Annotated in this window: 20 protein-coding genes; 3 read left to right on the top strand and 17 right to left on the bottom strand. The window is 62.2% G+C overall.

Going from position 1 to position 11,317, the window contains the following annotated elements; all coding sequences use genetic code 11:
- The 17 genes from A2J01_RS06250 to rpsJ all read right to left on the bottom strand — a co-directional run.
- The coding region (locus tag A2J01_RS06250; protein WP_082900808.1) for a 50S ribosomal protein L6 at positions 1-318 on the bottom strand (318 nt) is incomplete at its 3' end.
- A gap of 14 nt (positions 319-332) precedes the next feature.
- Positions 333-731, bottom strand: a complete 399-nt coding sequence (gene rpsH, locus A2J01_RS06255) for a 30S ribosomal protein S8 (RefSeq protein ID WP_003940873.1) — start codon at positions 729-731, stop codon at positions 333-335.
- A 452-nt stretch (positions 732-1,183) separates the two neighbouring features.
- On the bottom strand, positions 1,184-1,369 hold the full coding sequence (locus A2J01_RS06260; RefSeq protein WP_003940698.1) for a type Z 30S ribosomal protein S14: 186 nt from the start codon (positions 1,367-1,369) through the stop codon (positions 1,184-1,186).
- A 4-nt stretch (positions 1,370-1,373) separates the two neighbouring features.
- A complete protein-coding gene (gene rplE / locus A2J01_RS06265; protein ID WP_003940924.1) occupies positions 1,374-1,940 on the bottom strand; it encodes a 50S ribosomal protein L5 in 567 nt (188 codons plus the stop codon).
- Position 1,941: 1 nt separating this feature from the next.
- Positions 1,942-2,259, bottom strand: coding sequence for a 50S ribosomal protein L24 (rplX, locus tag A2J01_RS06270; RefSeq protein WP_003941019.1), 318 nt, complete (start codon positions 2,257-2,259; stop codon positions 1,942-1,944).
- Positions 2,259-2,627, bottom strand: a complete 369-nt coding sequence (gene rplN, locus A2J01_RS06275) for a 50S ribosomal protein L14 (protein ID WP_003940951.1) — start codon at positions 2,625-2,627, stop codon at positions 2,259-2,261. Before rplN ends, rplX begins: the two co-directional genes overlap by 1 nt.
- Before the next feature lie 346 nt (positions 2,628-2,973).
- A complete protein-coding gene (rpsQ, locus tag A2J01_RS06280) occupies positions 2,974-3,255 on the bottom strand; it encodes a 30S ribosomal protein S17 (protein WP_003941020.1) in 282 nt (93 codons plus the stop codon).
- Positions 3,252-3,488 (bottom strand): 50S ribosomal protein L29, encoded by a 237-nt coding sequence (gene rpmC / locus A2J01_RS06285; RefSeq protein ID WP_003940734.1) that lies wholly within the window; start codon positions 3,486-3,488, stop codon positions 3,252-3,254. The genes rpsQ and rpmC overlap by 4 nt, the downstream gene beginning before the upstream one ends.
- Positions 3,488-3,904 carry a 50S ribosomal protein L16 gene (gene rplP, locus A2J01_RS06290; RefSeq protein WP_003940899.1) on the bottom strand — a complete coding sequence of 139 codons (417 nt, stop codon included), beginning with the start codon at positions 3,902-3,904 and terminating at the stop codon, positions 3,488-3,490. Before rplP ends, rpmC begins: the two co-directional genes overlap by 1 nt.
- Positions 3,905-3,907: 3 nt before the next feature.
- The gene (gene rpsC / locus A2J01_RS06295) at positions 3,908-4,714 is read right to left on the bottom strand and encodes a 30S ribosomal protein S3 (protein WP_003941003.1); all 807 of its coding nucleotides are present in this window, start codon (positions 4,712-4,714) and stop codon (positions 3,908-3,910) included.
- The gene (gene rplV / locus A2J01_RS06300) at positions 4,714-5,118 is read right to left on the bottom strand and encodes a 50S ribosomal protein L22 (RefSeq protein ID WP_003940717.1); all 405 of its coding nucleotides are present in this window, start codon (positions 5,116-5,118) and stop codon (positions 4,714-4,716) included. Before rplV ends, rpsC begins: the two co-directional genes overlap by 1 nt.
- Positions 5,115-5,396: a 30S ribosomal protein S19 gene (rpsS, locus tag A2J01_RS06305; protein ID WP_003940820.1), complete on the bottom strand. Its 282-nt coding sequence runs from the start codon at positions 5,394-5,396 to the stop codon at positions 5,115-5,117. Before rpsS ends, rplV begins: the two co-directional genes overlap by 4 nt.
- A 13-nt stretch (positions 5,397-5,409) precedes the next feature.
- Complete coding sequence (gene rplB, locus A2J01_RS06310) at positions 5,410-6,246, bottom strand: 50S ribosomal protein L2 (protein ID WP_003940895.1); 837 nt, start codon at positions 6,244-6,246, stop codon at positions 5,410-5,412.
- A 39-nt stretch (positions 6,247-6,285) separates the two neighbouring features.
- Entirely contained in the window at positions 6,286-6,591 is a 306-nt protein-coding gene (gene rplW, locus A2J01_RS06315) for a 50S ribosomal protein L23 (RefSeq protein ID WP_003940990.1), read from the bottom strand.
- Entirely contained in the window at positions 6,588-7,262 is a 675-nt protein-coding gene (rplD, locus tag A2J01_RS06320; RefSeq protein ID WP_064112328.1) for a 50S ribosomal protein L4, read from the bottom strand. Before rplD ends, rplW begins: the two co-directional genes overlap by 4 nt.
- Entirely contained in the window at positions 7,259-7,915 is a 657-nt protein-coding gene (rplC, locus tag A2J01_RS06325; protein ID WP_003940826.1) for a 50S ribosomal protein L3, read from the bottom strand. Before rplC ends, rplD begins: the two co-directional genes overlap by 4 nt.
- Before the next feature lie 17 nt (positions 7,916-7,932).
- Positions 7,933-8,238 (bottom strand): 30S ribosomal protein S10, encoded by a 306-nt coding sequence (rpsJ, locus tag A2J01_RS06330; RefSeq protein ID WP_003938093.1) that lies wholly within the window; start codon positions 8,236-8,238, stop codon positions 7,933-7,935.
- A gap of 552 nt (positions 8,239-8,790) precedes the next feature.
- Here rpsJ and A2J01_RS06335 point away from each other — a divergent pair.
- The 3 genes from A2J01_RS06335 to A2J01_RS06345 all read left to right on the top strand — a co-directional run.
- Positions 8,791-9,267: a hotdog fold domain-containing protein gene (locus tag A2J01_RS06335; protein WP_003940943.1), complete on the top strand. Its 477-nt coding sequence runs from the start codon at positions 8,791-8,793 to the stop codon at positions 9,265-9,267.
- Between the two features lie 85 nt (positions 9,268-9,352).
- Complete coding sequence (locus A2J01_RS06340; RefSeq protein ID WP_064112329.1) at positions 9,353-9,877, top strand: chorismate mutase family protein; 525 nt, start codon at positions 9,353-9,355, stop codon at positions 9,875-9,877.
- Positions 9,874-11,317: glutamine amidotransferase-related protein (locus tag A2J01_RS06345; RefSeq protein WP_064112330.1), on the top strand; the 1,444-nt coding region annotated here is incomplete at its 3' end. The genes A2J01_RS06340 and A2J01_RS06345, both read left to right, overlap by 4 nt.

The raw sequence follows: 11,317 nt of genomic DNA on the forward strand, positions 1-11,317 counted from the left end.
GAACTCGAGGTCCTTGCCCTTCAGTGCCACACGGTAACCAACACCGTGGATCTCCATCTTCTTCGTGTAACCCTCGGTGACACCGGTGATGATGTTCGCAACCAGGGTCCGCGACAGACCGTGCAGCGCGCGGCTACGACGCTCGTCGTCGGGGCGCGTGACGCTCAGCGAGCCGTCCTCTGCCTTTTCGATTGCGATGGGCTCGGAGATGGTCAGCGCGAGGGTGCCCTTGGGACCCTTGACGGTGACATCCTGGCCGCTGATCGTGACGTCAACGCCCGCGGGGACGGTGACCGGAATCTTTCCAATACGCGACATTGTGGTGGCCTCCCTTACCAGACGTAGGCGAGGACTTCCCCGCCTACTCCTTGATTGGCCGCCTGGCGATCGGTGAGCAGACCGGACGACGTGGAGATGATGGCCACGCCGAGGCCTCCGAGGACCTTGGGCAGGTTGGTGGACTTCGCGTAAACCCGGAGACCGGGCTTGGAAACGCGACGCACGCCGGCGAGGCTACGCTCGCGGCTGGGACCGTACTTCAGATCGACGATGAGGGTCTTGCCGACCTCTGCGTCTTCGGTACGGAAATCGGAGATGTAGCCCTCGCGCTTGAGGATCTCGGCGATGTTCGCCTTGATCTTCGAGTGGGGAAGCTTCACCTCATCGTGGTACGCCGTGTTGGCGTTGCGCAGACGCGTCAAGAAGTCTGCGATGGGGTCAGTCATGGTCATAGGTCGACCTCGACACCTTTCTCGCTGTGGTTCCCATGCAACACCGGACGAATCCGATCGTGGGCCTCCAGCAATTCGGCTGGGCCGTCCGACTTGTGTCAGACGGCGTAAGTTACCGCACCGAGCTGAACGCATGCGTCAGCCACGGCAACCGCTCTAGTGTAGGGCACTTTGGCGCGGGTGTCCACCGGGATCCCATGTCGCCTCCCCCACCGCCACCCGAAGGTCGCTGATCGAGACGGTATCGACGCACCCCGAAATCTGAACTGCTCGTTCGGCACCGAAGAACGACACCGACGAACGATGATCGCTTTCAACCAGAGTCGCAGCGGGACAGTTCTTTTCAGGATCGGCTCGACACACATCTTGATGGAAACCACGAATGGGCGTGGGTTCCAAAGGAACCCACGCCCATTCACATGCGTGGTGTGACGAAGCCCGAGGGCCTCAGATCACCAAGAGCTCTTGCGAACTCCGGGAAGCTCGCCGGCGTGAGCCATCTCGCGAACGCAGATACGGCACAAGCCGAACTTGCGGAACACCGAGTGCGGGCGACCGCACCGCTGGCAGCGGGTGTAGGCGCGAACCGCGAACTTGGGCTTCTTGTTGGCCTTGTTGACCAATGCCTTCTTAGCCATGCGCTCAGTTCTCCTTGAACGGGAAGCCGAGGTGCTTGAGCAGTGCACGGCCTTCTTCGTTGTTGGTTGCGGTGGTCACGACGGTGATGTCCATGCCGCGGGGGCGATCGATCTTGTCCACGTCGATCTCGTGGAACATCGACTGCTCGTTGAGGCCGAACGTGTAGTTGCCGTTGCCGTCGAACTGGTTGCCCGAGAGACCACGGAAGTCGCGGATACGGGGCAGAGCGACAGACACGAGGCGGTCCAGGAACTCCCACATGCGGTCACCACGGAGGGTGACGCGTGCACCGATGGGCATACCTTCGCGGAGCTTGAACTGCGCGATGGACTTACGTGCCTTGCGGATCTCGGGCTTCTGGCCCGTGATCAGCGACAGGTCATGGACAGCGCCGTTGATCAGCTTGGCGTCACGGGCGGCGTCGCCGACGCCCATGTTGACGACAACCTTGACGACGCCGGGGATCTGCATGACGTTCGAGTAGTCGAACTCGCTGTTGAGCGCGTCCTTGATCTCAGCGCGGTAGCGTGCCTTGAGGCGCGGCTGGACCTTGTTTTCGGTGGAGGTCATGTCAGATGTCCTTCCCGTTCTTCCGGGAAATCCGAACGCGCTTGCCGGACTCTTCGTCGGTGCGGTAGCCCACGCGGGTGGGGTTTCCGTCCGAGTCGACGACTGCAACGTTGGAAACGTGGATCGGGGCTTCCTGCGTGACGATGCCGCCGGAGGATGCTCCGCGCTCGTTCGCGGAAACCGCGGTGTGCTTCTTGATTCGGTTCACGCCTTCGACGAGGACCTTGTCGGTCGCGGGGTAGGCCTGAATGACCTTGCCCTTCGCGCCCTTGTCCTTGCCGGCGATGACCAGAACGGTGTCACCCTTGTGCACCTTCATCACAGCACCTCCGGGGCAAGCGAAACGATCTTCATGAACTTCTTCTCGCGCAGCTCACGGCCGACGGGTCCGAAGATGCGGGTTCCACGGGGATCACTGTCAGCCTTGATGAGCACTGCAGCGTTCTCGTCGAACTTGATGTAGGAACCGTCCGGACGACGGCGCTCCTTGGTCGTGCGAACGATGACGGCCTTGACGACCTCACCCTTCTTGATGTTTCCACCGGGGATTGCGTCCTTGACGGTGGCGACGATGACGTCACCGATCCCGGCGTAGCGACGTGACGAACCGCCGAGAACGCGGATGCAAAGGATTTCCTTGGCACCCGTGTTATCAGCGACGCGAACTCGCGACTCCTGCTGAATCACTTGATCTCCCTAGACCTGGAATTTCGTGCGCAACGGATTACCGACCCGGTGCGCGCGGTCATTGTTGCCACCTGCGTCGTGTCTGAGCTGCAGTCCCACCGACTGACGTCGGGAGACGATCACTGCAAGCACCGTTCGAGCTGCGCACGTGAAGACACACCTCTGCCACAGGCAACCGTTCTATTGTAGGGAAGGGTTCACCGAATACCAAATCAGCCGTACTCGACGCAACTCGAACCCTTCGCCCGGAAAGCCCCGAAAGCCCCCGGAAAGCCGAATGGCCCACTCCCCCAAGGGGAAGCGGGCCATTCGGTGATACTCGATCAGCTCGAGGATTCGATCAGGCTTACTTGGCCTTTTCGAGGACCTCGACCAGACGCCAGTGCTTCGTCGCGGACAGCGGACGGGTTTCCATCAGCTGAACGCGGTCGCCGACGCCGGCAACGCCGTTCTCGTCGTGCGCCTTCACCTTGGTCGTACGGCGGATGATCTTGCCGTAGAGCTTGTGCTTGACGCGGTCTTCGAGCTCGACCACGATCGTCTTTTCCATCTTGTCGGACACGACGTATCCGACACGGACCTTACGGCTCGCGCGCTCTTCTGTGCTCACTGCTTTTTCCTCACTCATGCCGCGTCACCTGCATCCGGACCCACAGCGAGTCCGAGCTCACGCTCACGCAGGACGGTGTAGATGCGCGCGATCTCGTGACGAACGGTGCGCAGTCGTCGGTTGTTGTCCATCTGGCCGGTAGCCATCTGGAAACGAAGGTTGAAGAGCTCTTCCTTCGACTCACGGAGCCGGGTGACCAGCTCGTCTTCACTGAGCTCGCGGAGCTCTGCTGCTGGGGTTCCAGTAGCCATCAGAACTGCTCCTCTCTGGTCACGATCCGGCACTTGCACGGGAGCTTGTGCATCGCGCGGCGCAGGGCCTCGCGAGCAATCTCCTCGTTGGGGTATGTCATCTCGAACAGAACGCGTCCGGGCTTGACGTTGGCAATCCACCACTCGGGCGAACCCTTACCGGAACCCATTCGGGTTTCGGCCGGCTTCTTCGTGAGGGGGCGATCCGGGAAGATGTTGATCCAGATCTTGCCGCCACGCTTGATGTGCCGAGTCATGGCGATACGAGCGGACTCGATCTGCCGGTTGGTGATGTAGGCAGGCTCGAGAGCCTGGATGCCGTAGTCACCGAAGGTCACCTGGGTACCGCCCTTGGCGGCACCCGAACGGCTCGGGTGGTGCTGCTTGCGGTGCTTGACCCGCCGTGGGATCAACATGCGTCAGCCCTCCTGATTCTGTTCAGTTGCGGGAGCATCGGCGGTTGCGGTCGCTGCGCGGCCGGCCTCGGTGCTGGTCGCAGTGGTACCGGTGGCACCGGAACGACGCGGACGGCTCGGACGCTCACGACGCGGGCGATCCCCGGCCGGTGCGGCCGTGTTGGCGGCGAGCTCACGCTTGCCACCGACGATGTCGCCCTTGTAGATCCAGACCTTGACGCCGATGCGACCGAAGGTGGTCTTGGCCTCGTAGAGGCCGTAGTCGATGTCCGCACGAAGCGTGTGCAGCGGCACACGGCCTTCGCGGTAGAACTCCGACCGGGACATCTCGGCGCCGCCGAGACGACCGGAGCACTGAACGCGGATTCCCTTGACGTTGGGCTGACGCATGGCCGACTGGATGGCCTTGCGCATTGCACGACGGAAGGCAACGCGGTTCGAGAGCTGCTCGGCCACACCCTGTGCGACGAGCTGTGCTTCAGCTTCTGCGTTCTTGACCTCGAGGATGTTCAGCTGAACCTGCTTGCCGGTCAGCTTCTCGAGCTCGGAGCGGATGCGATCGGCTTCGGCGCCGCGGCGGCCGATGACGATGCCCGGACGTGCAGTGTGGATGTCCACGCGAACACGGTCACGGGTGCGCTCGATTTCGACCTTCGCGATTCCTGCGCGCTCCATGCCGGTGGCGAGGAGCTTACGGATCGCGACGTCTTCCTTGACGTACTCCGCGTACTGCTTGTCTGCGTACCAGCGAGACTTCCAGTCGGTGGTGATGCCGAGACGGAAGCCGTGCGGGTTGATTTTCTGGCCCACTACTGAGCACTTCCCTTCCGGCGATTACGGGTCGATGTTCCGGTCTTCGGCAGGCTCTCCACGATCACGGTGATGTGACTGGTGCGCTTGCGAATACGGAACGCACGTCCCTGTGCACGCGGCTGGAACCGCTTGAGGGTCGCGCCCTCGTCCACGAACGCCGTAGCAACGACAAGCGTGCTGGGGTCGAGGTCGAGGTTGTTCTCGGCGTTGGCTGCTGCGGAGGCGATCACCTTGGCGACCGGCTCGCTCGCTGCCTGCGGCGCGAACTTCAGGATGTTCAGGGCGTCTTCAACCGAGCGCCCGCGGACCAGGTCCACAACTCGACGTGCCTTCATCGGCGTAACGCGAACGTGCTTCGCTACAGCCTTGGCAGTCGGGTTGGCGGTTTCGGTGTTGCTCATCGCCTCTTCGCCTTCCGATCATCCTTGATGTGACCCTTGAACGTGCGGGTCGGTGCAAACTCTCCGAGCTTGTGTCCGACCATGGAGTCGGAAACGAACACGGGGACGTGCTTGCGGCCGTCGTGAACTGCAAACGTGTGGCCGATGAAGTCCGGGATGATTGTCGAACGACGGGACCAGGTCTTGATGACCTGCTTGGTTCCCTTTTCGTTCTGTACATCCACCTTCGCGAGGAGGTGGTCATCGACGAACGGGCCCTTCTTAAGGCTGCGTGGCATCCTTCACTCCCTCCTAGCGCTTGTTCTTGCCGGTGCGGCGGCGACGGACGATCATCTTGTCGCTTGCCTTGTTCTTGCGGGTACGGCCTTCAGGCTTACCCCACGGGCTGACCGGGTGGCGTCCACCTGAGGTCTTGCCCTCGCCGCCACCGTGCGGGTGGTCGACCGGGTTCATCACGACACCACGAACGGTCGGGCGCTTGCCCTTCCAACGCATACGGCCGGCCTTGCCCCAGTTGATGTTCGACTGCTCGGCGTTGCCGACCTCGCCGACGGATGCGCGGCAGCGCACGTCGACGCGACGGATTTCACCGGAAGGCATACGCAGCGTGGCGTAGCTGCCTTCCTTACCGAGGAGCTGGATGCTGGCGCCTGCGGAACGAGCCATCTTGGCTCCGCCGCCGGGACGCAGTTCCACACCGTGGATGGTGGTACCAGTCGGGATGTTGCGCAGCGGCAGGTTGTTGCCCGGCTTGATGTCGGCGCCTGCACCGGACTCGACCGGTGAACCCTGCACCAGGCCCTTGGGGGCGATGATGTAGCGCTTCTCACCGTCTGCGTAATGCAGGAGTGCGATGTTTGCTGTGCGGTTGGGGTCGTACTCGATGTGAGCGACCTTTGCCGGGATGCCGTCCTTGTCGTTGCGACGGAAATCGATCAGTCGGTATGCACGCTTGTGTCCGCCACCCTTGTGACGGGTGGTGATACGACCGTGTGCGTTACGTCCACCGCGACCGTGCAGCGGGCGAACCAGCGACTTCTCGGGGGTCGACCGAGTGATCTCGGCGAAGTCCGAGACGCTCGAGCCACGACGGCCCGGTGTTGTCGGCTTGTACTTACGGATTGCCATGAGTCTTCTCGTCCTCTATGTCTCGTCAAGTCCCGGCGCTTACGCGACCGGTCCTCCGAAGATCTCGATGGGCTTGCTGTCAGCGGACAGGGTCACGAGCGCGCGCTTGGTGTCCTTGCGCTTGCCGTAACCGAATCGGGTCCGCTTACGCTTGCCCTGACGGTTGGCGGTGTTGACGCTGGTCACCTTGACGCCGAAGACCTTCTCGACGGCAATCTTGATCTGCGTCTTGTTCGAGTCCGGGTGCACCAGGAAGGTGTAGGTGCCTTCCTCGATCAGTCCGTAGGACTTCTCGGAGATGACCGGAGCGAGCAGGATGTCGCGGGGGTCAGCGATGGTGCTCACTTGGCGTCCTCCTTGTTCTGAGCGCTCTCTGCGGGCCCGTGGATGAACGCGTTGAGTGCCTCGACGCTGAACACGACATCGTCTGCATTGAGCACGTCGTAGGTGTTGAGCTGGTCGGGTGCAATGGGATGCACGCCTTCCAGGTTCTGCACGCTCTGCCAAGCGGCTACATCCTGGCGACCCACGACGAGCAGCAGCTTCTTGCGATCCGAAATCTCGCCGAGGAACGCGATTGCGCCCTTGGTCGAAGGCGTCTGCCCTGCAACCAGTTCGGTGATGACGTGGATGCGCTCGTTGCGTGCGCGGTCAGAGAGGGCTCCGCGAAGAGCGGCTGCCTTCATCTTCTTGGGGGTGCGCTGGCTGTAGTCACGCGGCTGCGGGCCGTGAACGGTTCCGCCGCCGACGAACTGCGGTGCGCGAGTCGAGCCCTGGCGTGCGCGGCCGGTGCCCTTCTGGCGGTACGGCTTCTTGCCACCGCCGCGGACGTCGCCGCGGGTCTTGGTGGAGTGGGTTCCCTGACGAGCAGCTGCGAGCTGCGCGACGACAACCTGATGGAGAAGCGCGATGTTGGCCGGAGCGTCGAAGATCTCAGCGGGGAGATCGACGGTGCCGTTGGTCTTGCCGCCGGCGACCTTGACGTCCAGGGTCAACTTGGTCTCGGTGCTGGTCATGCCCGTGCACCACCCTTCACTGCACTCTTGACGATCACGAGGCCGCCCTTGCGGCCGGGGATCGCACCCTTGATCAGCAGCAGGCCGTTCTCTGCATCCACCTTGTGGACCGAGAGGTTCTGCGTCGTGATGCGGTCGCTACCCATGCGTCCGGACATGCGCATGCCCTTGAACACGCGGCCGGGAGTTGCACAGCCACCGATGGAGCCCGGGCGGCGGTGAACAGCCTGGGTACCGTGCGACGCGCCCTGTCCCTTGAAGCCGTGACGCTTCATGGTTCCGGCGAAGCCCTTGCCCTTGCTGGTTCCGGTGACGTCGACGTATGCGCCGTCCTCGAAGACCTCGGCGGTGAGCTCCTGGCCGACCTCGTAGTCGGAGGTGTCCGCAACGCGGAGCTCCACTACGTGGCGACGCGGGGTCACACCAGCCTTGGTGAACTGGCCGGAAGTCGGCTTGTTCACCTTGCGCGGGTCGATGGCGCCGAACGCGAGCTGAACGGCGCTGTAGCCGTCACGCTCTTCGGTACGGATCTGGGTTACGACGTTCGGCCCAGCCTTCACGACGGTGACCGGGACAACCCGGTTGTTCTCGTCGAAGACCTGGGTCATGCCGAGCTTGGTGCCCAGGATTCCCTTGATCTTGGTATCAGTCATTGTTTTTGTCTCCGCCGTCACTGAATGTTCACGTCGACACTGGCCGGAAGGTCGATGCGCATGAGCGCGTCAACCGTCTTCGGCGTCGGGTCGAGAATGTCGATCAGCCGCTTGTGAGTACGCATCTCGAAGTGCTCGCGCGAGTCCTTGTACTTGTGCGGCGAGCGGATGACGCAATATACGTTCTTCTCGGTCGGCAACGGCACAGGTCCAACGACGCGGGCACCCGTACGGGTTACCGTCTCGACGATCTTGCGCGCTGACGCGTCGATCGCCTCGTGGTCGTAGGCCTTGAGCCTGATGCGGATCTTTTGTCCCGCCACGCTTAGTGTCCTTTTCTTGCCGCGTTTCGTAGCCCGCCTGGTCAGGCTCGAGCTACCTCGTCTGCACAGTCCTTGCCTGGACGATGACACGACGAACACTGAAGCGATCGGGACCAAGTCCAAGTTCTCGGGAGTACCGAGATTCGGATCGAGATCAGGATCTGCTGCCGCTGTTCGTTTGTCATTGTTCTCCGGTACACGCGGTCGGGCGTGTCGCCTTCTCACTCATCCTGCGCCGGACAATCTTTCGATTATCTGGCGCGTGATGCGTACCGGACGTGTTCGATGTCGAACACAAAGTAGGTACTGCTTCCGTCCTGCATTACTTCTCGTCTTGCATGGTCACAGTCGTTGACCCGATTACCCTGACGGGATCTGCGATCGATCGTCTGTGACGTCTTACCCTTACCCGATCACGGCCGCAATCGACCGCGTCCCGGACAAGGCAACCCGACCAGTATGCCGTACCTGGCCCAAATCCTCAACTCCCCCGAACTGCCTTTTCCGAGTGAGCTGCGCGACAACAACCTTACTCAGAAGTAAGATAAGCCTATGACTACCTCCAGCCCTACCTATCGCGGATGGCAGAAATTGCCGGACAATGCCCTCGGACATGCAGTTTTCTCGGCGGCGATGTCCATTCGCGTGCCCTATTTCGCCTCTGTTCTCCCCCGGGTGACCAAGTTGGAACCAGGGCTCTGCGAGGTCCGCTCCCCCAAATGGTGGGGCGTCCACAATCATCTCGGCACTTTCCACGCGATCGCTGCATGCAATCTCGCGGAGGTCGCAATGGGCATGCTGAGCGAAGCGACGGTTCCGAACTCGCACCGCTGGATCCCCAAGTCCATGAAGGTCGACTACCTCGCCAAGGCCGAGACCGGCCTGCGGGCGGTCGCCCGACTCGAGACTTTGCCGGACTTCGCGGCGATCGAGAGTGGCACGGAACTTCTCGTTCCCATCTCGATCTTCGACCGGGGCGGCAAGGAAGTAGTCCACGCCGAAATCACCACCTGGGTCTCCCCCAAGTAGGCACTCACGAACCCGCCTGCATCGCAACCTGATTCGCCCGCCAAACAGGTTTCGCGGAATTAGGCACCACCGCAGGTTTCGGCGAATGGCGATCGTGGAACACCTCCCCGAACGGCGATGGTCGGTCGGGGTGCCGGTGTCCGGAGGTGGGTTGCGTTCCGGGCACCACATTGTCGACCTCGCGTCACGCCGAGCACCGGGAGGCCTCGTGGAAGAGTTCTTGACCACAACGAGTTCCGAAGCAGGCACGCAGACCTCGTCGTATCCGGACGAGGCCGAGGGATTGGACAGCTTCCGGCGCGACCTCGACGCCATCGACGCTCTACTTCTCGAGACGGTGCGGCAGCGGCTGGAACTCTGCCTGCGCATCGGCGAGTGGAAGCGCTCCCGCGAGGTTCCGATGATGCAACCCGGCCGCGTGCGCGTCGTGCAGGAGCGGGCGCGTGAATTCGCTCGTAGACACGACCTCTCTCCTGACTTCTTCAACGCCCTGTACGAGCTGATGATTGCCGAGACCTGTCGACTCGAAGACCTGGTGATCAACGCACCTGTTGAGGAGGAGGACACTGTTCGGGAATCCGTCGGACCGAGATCAGGATCATCGACATGAGTTCCCGCACCCTTCTGGTGGACAATTACGACTCGTTCACCTACAACCTGTTCACCCTGTTGACCGAGGTCAACGGGGTTGTGCCGACCGTGGTCCGCAACGACGCGGATTGGGATTCCCTCGATCTCGCGTCGTACGACAACGTGGTCATCTCCCCAGGTCCCGGCCGGCCGGATCGCGACCGTGATTTCGGAATCAGCCGCCGTTTCATCGAAGAAGCGCCTCTCCCACTTCTCGGTGTCTGTCTCGGCCACCAGGGCCTGTGCGAGTTGTTCGGCGCGGACGTGGTGGTTGCGCCCGTCCCGATGCACGGCCGAATTTCGCTGATCGATCACGACGGCTCGGGCATCTTTGCCGGACTTCCGTCGCCGTTCCGAGCTGTTCGCTACCACTCGTTGACCGTCGAGAATCTGCCGAACGCCTTCGTTCGTACCGCGTGGACGTCCGACGGTCTGCTCATGGGTGTCCGGCACCGGACCAAGCCGATGTGGGGCGTTCAGTTCCATCCGGAGTCCATCAGTACCGAGTTCGGCATAGATTTGCTCGCGAACTTCCGCGATCTGTCCGTCGGACGCACTCTGGATTCGGTGATCCGACCCGAACCTGCTCCGCAAACACCCGACCTGCGGCCGGCGATCAACTACGACGTCGACGACGTGATTCTCGATTTTGCAGTGGACCCGTCGGCGGCCTATGCAGCACTGTTCGCCGACGGCCCGAACGCGTTCTGGCTGGACCGCGCGGCAACCGCAGAGCCGAGTGCGCGCTTTTCGATTCTCGGCGATTCGTCGGGGCCGCTGGCCGAGTTCATCACGTACGACGTGCAAGCCGAGGTACTGACTGTCAGCCGAAAAGGCCTGTCCGACGAGCACATTCGAGTTCCATTCTTCGATTACTTGGACGCACAACTCGCGACACGCTTCGTGCCCTCACATCCGGAACTCGACTTCAACCTCGGCTACGTGGGCTACCTCGGCTACGAACTGAAAGCACAGACCGGAGGAAGGGCAGTCAATCCGGCACCCACTCCTGATGCCGCTCTGGTGTTTGCCGATCGCGCCGTCGTCATCGATCACACCGCGGGCCGCACTCACGTTTTGAGGTTGCGCGAGAAAGTCCGGGACGCCGGCTATGACGATTGGCTCGAATCGACCGTCGACACCCTGGCGCGGATCGGCGCGGACCTTCCGGAACGCACCCCCGTTCCGCTGATCAGCGACACCGTCTGGACGCAGGCTCGCCTTCGGCATGATCGCGATCAGTACCTGTCGTTGATCGGAACGGCCCTCTCGGAGATCCGGGCGGGTGAGTCCTACGAGGTGTGTCTGACCAACATGGCGAGCGTCGACGAGACGATCGATGCACAGCAGGCGTTCGAGTATCTGCGCTCGATCAATCCGACGCCGTACAGCGCACTTCTCGACTTCACCGGCATCTCGG

It is taken from the genome of Rhodococcus sp. EPR-134 (genome assembly GCF_001647205.1).
In the GTDB taxonomy this organism is placed as follows: domain Bacteria; phylum Actinomycetota; class Actinomycetes; order Mycobacteriales; family Mycobacteriaceae; genus Rhodococcus_F; species Rhodococcus_F qingshengii.

What these genes read in the sequence shown, in the direction of transcription:
- rpsH (WP_003940873.1), bottom strand. Translation starts at nt 731, where the DNA reads ATGACCATGACTGACCCCATCGCAGACTTCTTGACGCGTCTGCGCAAC.
- A2J01_RS06260 (WP_003940698.1), bottom strand. Translation starts at nt 1,369, where the DNA reads ATGGCTAAGAAGGCATTGGTCAACAAGGCCAACAAGAAGCCCAAGTTC.
- rplE (WP_003940924.1), bottom strand. Translation starts at nt 1,940, where the DNA reads ATGACCTCCACCGAAAACAAGGTCCAGCCGCGCCTCAAGGCACGCTAC.
- rplX (WP_003941019.1), bottom strand. Translation starts at nt 2,259, where the DNA reads ATGAAGGTGCACAAGGGTGACACCGTTCTGGTCATCGCCGGCAAGGAC.
- rpsQ (WP_003941020.1), bottom strand. Translation starts at nt 3,255, where the DNA reads ATGAGTGAGGAAAAAGCAGTGAGCACAGAAGAGCGCGCGAGCCGTAAG.
- rpmC (WP_003940734.1), bottom strand. Translation starts at nt 3,488, where the DNA reads ATGGCTACTGGAACCCCAGCAGCAGAGCTCCGCGAGCTCAGTGAAGAC.
- rplP (WP_003940899.1), bottom strand. Translation starts at nt 3,904, where the DNA reads ATGTTGATCCCACGGCGGGTCAAGCACCGCAAGCAGCACCACCCGAGC.
- rplV (WP_003940717.1), bottom strand. Translation starts at nt 5,118, where the DNA reads ATGAGCAACACCGAAACCGCCAACCCGACTGCCAAGGCTGTAGCGAAG.
- rpsS (WP_003940820.1), bottom strand. Translation starts at nt 5,396, where the DNA reads ATGCCACGCAGCCTTAAGAAGGGCCCGTTCGTCGATGACCACCTCCTC.
- rplB (WP_003940895.1), bottom strand. Translation starts at nt 6,246, where the DNA reads ATGGCAATCCGTAAGTACAAGCCGACAACACCGGGCCGTCGTGGCTCG.
- rplD (WP_064112328.1), bottom strand. Translation starts at nt 7,262, where the DNA reads ATGACCAGCACCGAGACCAAGTTGACCCTGGACGTCAAGGTCGCCGGC.
- rplC (WP_003940826.1), bottom strand. Translation starts at nt 7,915, where the DNA reads ATGACTGATACCAAGATCAAGGGAATCCTGGGCACCAAGCTCGGCATG.
- A2J01_RS06335 (WP_003940943.1), top strand. Translation starts at nt 8,791, where the DNA reads ATGACTACCTCCAGCCCTACCTATCGCGGATGGCAGAAATTGCCGGAC.
- A2J01_RS06340 (WP_064112329.1), top strand. Translation starts at nt 9,353, where the DNA reads ATGGCGATCGTGGAACACCTCCCCGAACGGCGATGGTCGGTCGGGGTG.